Source organism: Synechococcus sp. MU1655 (genome assembly GCF_023630655.1).
Taxonomy (GTDB): domain Bacteria; phylum Cyanobacteriota; class Cyanobacteriia; order PCC-6307; family Cyanobiaceae; genus Synechococcus_C.
Genome location: NZ_JAKUHK010000231.1, coordinates 1 through 3,354 on the forward strand (window position 1 = coordinate 1; position 3,354 = coordinate 3,354).

Annotated in this window: 3 protein-coding genes; all 3 read left to right on the forward strand. The window is 53.9% G+C overall.

Translation table 11 applies throughout. The annotated features are described in order from the left end of the window. Positions 1 to 276 precede the first annotated feature (276 nt). The gene (locus tag NCN04_RS09825) at positions 277 to 1,833 is read left to right on the forward strand and encodes a glycoside hydrolase family 18 protein (RefSeq protein ID WP_250395974.1); all 1,557 of its coding nucleotides are present in this window, start codon (positions 277 to 279) and stop codon (positions 1,831 to 1,833) included. 216 nt (positions 1,834 to 2,049) lie between these two features. After that, the gene (locus NCN04_RS09830) at positions 2,050 to 2,547 is read left to right on the forward strand and encodes a DUF3122 domain-containing protein (RefSeq protein WP_245407359.1); all 498 of its coding nucleotides are present in this window, start codon (positions 2,050 to 2,052) and stop codon (positions 2,545 to 2,547) included. Further along, a partial coding sequence (gene ribD, locus NCN04_RS09835) for a bifunctional diaminohydroxyphosphoribosylaminopyrimidine deaminase/5-amino-6-(5-phosphoribosylamino)uracil reductase RibD (RefSeq protein WP_250395975.1) occupies positions 2,547 to 3,354 on the forward strand: 808 nt, incomplete at its 3' end. The genes NCN04_RS09830 and ribD, both read left to right, overlap by 1 nt.

Consider the following 3,354-nt stretch of genomic DNA (forward strand, 5'->3'; position numbering starts at 1 on the left):
TCGGCAACGATCAACGGTGGCTGGTCTGGTGTCTTCGCGGGCGAAATTACCGTTGCCAATCTTGGTGATGTTTCTGCTGGCACCGACTGGAGTGTTGCTCTTGTGATGGATGCACCGCTCACATTGGTGAGCAACTTTGAGGTGCAGTCTGCGCTTCGGAGTGATGGCCGCTACGACGTCTCCCTTTCTCCAAAAGTGTGGTCTGCTCCTTTAGATCCAGGCGAATCACAGACGTCTTACTACCAAGCGGCAGGTGAGGCCACAGACCCTGCTCAGGTGTTTGATTTCGCCGATGTTGAGGCTGGAGATCGTTCAGTGACAACTTCCGAGCAGATGACGTCTCCAGCTGACATTTCGGAATCAGCGATCTCTGTCGCAGCGGAAACTGAATTCAGCGGCATTGTGGAACCTAAGGCCTCTATCGAGAGCAACGCTTCAAGTGGACCATCGCTAGAGGCTCCGAATGGCAATGCTGACAAGCGCATCGTTACCTATTTCGAGGAATGGGGTGTTTATGAACGCGACATCAATCTTTCCGATGTGAATGGGCAAGCGATGACCCACCTCAATTACAGCTTTTTTGATGTCAAAGCTGATGGTTCTGTTGAGCTTTTTGATTCTTATGCGGCGCAGGAGAAGCGCTTTGATGCAGTTGATCAAGTGAGTCGTACGTTTACAAAAGTCGAGTATCAAGCGGTTGATCCTGCTCTGATCACTGCTTACAACTCAGATCAGTACACCATCACTGAAACTGCTGATTCGGTCACCGTTACCAGTGTTCCCGTTGGGTGGAATGATGCTGGTCCCAAGGATGCAGGGAATTTCGAGCAGCTTCGCCGTTTCAAGGAGCTTAACCCTCATGTTGAGCTTGGTTTTGCCTTGGGTGGATGGACGCTTTCCGATGAGTTCAGTACTGCTTTTGCAACGCAGAGCGGGCGCGATCGCTTCACCAGTGATGTGGTGGACATTTTTCAAAATAACAAGTTCTTTAGTGTTATTGATTTTGATTGGGAATATCCAGGTGGCGGTGGTGCTTCAGGTAATGCATCGAGTTCTAATGATGGGGCAAACTTTGCCTTAGTGCTGGAGCAGTTGCGTGCTGAGCTTGATGCTCTTGAATTGCAAACAGGTGGAAGCTATGAGGTTTCCGTTGCTACGGCCGGTGGATCAGAAAAACTCTCCAATCTCAACCTTTCTGCGATCGATCCTTATGTCGATTTTTATAATGTGATGGCCTACGACTTCCACGGAGGTTGGGAGAATCAAACGGGGCATCAGGCAGCGATGACTGTTGATTCCAATCATTACGATGTCACCACTGCGGTGTCTTTCTTTGAAGAGGCTGGGGTTGATCTGAGCAAAGTGGTTTTGGGGGTGCCGGCCTACACGCGTGCTTGGGGTGGTGTCGACGATGGTGGAACGTTTGGTTATCAACAGTTAGGGTCTGGTGTTGAAGCTGAAGGTTCTTTTGAAGCCGGCGTGTATGACTACAAAGACATCGTGAATGATGTGATCACGGGGCAGACTGATCTCTACTGGGATGACAATAGTAAAGCTGCTTTTTCCTATGACGGTGATGAATGGAGTTCCATTGAGACTACGGCCACAATTGCCGGGAAAGCGGCTTATATTCAAGAAAAAAATCTGGGCGGAATGATGTTCTGGGCCCTGAGTAATGACGCTAAAGGTGAGCTTAGTTTGGTTGAGACAGCAGACGACATTCTTCGTCAGGGTGCCTCCTATGTGGGAGCGGTTGAAAATGCTCCGGAATTTGATTACATCCTTGGAGGTAATGGTGAATTTAGTATCAGTGATTTTACGGCCTTGGCTTGAGCTGATCTCAGCTGATAGCTGTTACCGATTTGAGTGCTAAAGCCCATAGCTGAGTGACAAACTCCTCCTGTGAATGGGCAGGAATGTGTTGTTGAATTCCTTGTGTTTTTGTCTTGGGTTTTGGTGGAGACAAGAATCTGTCTTCATCTCTGGCTAACGACTCCCACAGTCCAGTCATGGAGCGCCGATGATGGCCGGACGGATTGGCTTGTTCTGATGGGTGTGCTGCGTCGACTTTTGGTCTCTTTCTTGGCTGCGATGCTCTTGCTTCTGCTCACTCCCAATGCAGCCTTAGCGCAAGTCCACCAGCACAGCGATGAGACTGGTGCGCCAATGTTGCGCAGCCTCGAAAGCCTGCGAGACCTCGATTACGACAGCTGGCAAGCCGTGGTGTATCGCACTGGCAAGCCAGGCAATCCCGTGGTTCTGAGGCTTGTGGGCTATCCCGGCAAGGTTCGACTCGACCACCCGGTTTCGATGGCTGTTCAGGCAGGAGTGAAGACATGGGAATTAGACGACATCACTCTCGATAACCCCGCTCTCGCGAGCGATGGCCGTGAAGCTGCTGCCGAATTTGCTCTCGATCCGCTTCTCGCCGATCTGAGCAACAACCGGCCTTTGCGCTTGTTCCTTCCGGGAGTGTTCAATGAGTTGCCTATACCCCCTTACGTGGTGGGCGAATGGCGCGACGTGCAAACCCAGCCGCTGAGCTGATGCAGGCCGGTTCCCACCGCTGGACCCTTTGGATGCGCCGGGCGCTTCAGCTTGCAGCTTTGGCTGAAGGCCAAACCAGCCCCAACCCCTTGGTGGGTGCAGTGGTGCTCGATGCTCAAGGAGCCTTGGTGGGCGAAGGCTTTCACGCCAAGGCAGGTCAAGCCCATGCCGAGGTGGGTGCACTTGCCCAAGCCGGTGGGCGCGCCAAGGGAGGCACGATCATCGTCACGCTCGAGCCCTGCTGTCATCAGGGTCGCACCCCCCCCTGCTCTGAGGCTGTGATTCAGGCCGGCATTCAGCGCGTGGTTGTGGCACTCAAAGATCCTGATCCGCGCGTGGCTGGTGGTGGCATTCAGCGTTTGCGGGATGCGGGTTTGGAGGTGATCACCGGCGTGTTGGAGACCGAGGCAGCGCATCAAAATCGTGCCTTCGTTCATCGTGTTCAAACGGGTCGTCCCTGGGGCCTTCTCAAATGGGCGATGAGTTTGGATGGCCGCACCGCCCTGCCCAACGGCGAAAGCCAGTGGATTAGTGCTCCTCCAGCGCGGGGCTGGGTGCATCAGTTGCGGGCTGGTTGTGATGCGGTGATTGTGGGAGGTGGCACCGTGCGCGCTGATAACCCTCTGCTCACGAGCCGTGGCGCGCGTTCGCCAGAACCCTTGCGCGTGGTGCTGAGTCGCAGTCTTGACTTACCTCCTCAAGCTCAGCTTTGGGATACAAGCCTGGCGTCAACCCTTCTTGCCCATGGGCCAGGTTGCGCTGATCGCCCCCTGCCTGAGGGCCCGGAACACCTTGAGCTTCTGGCAA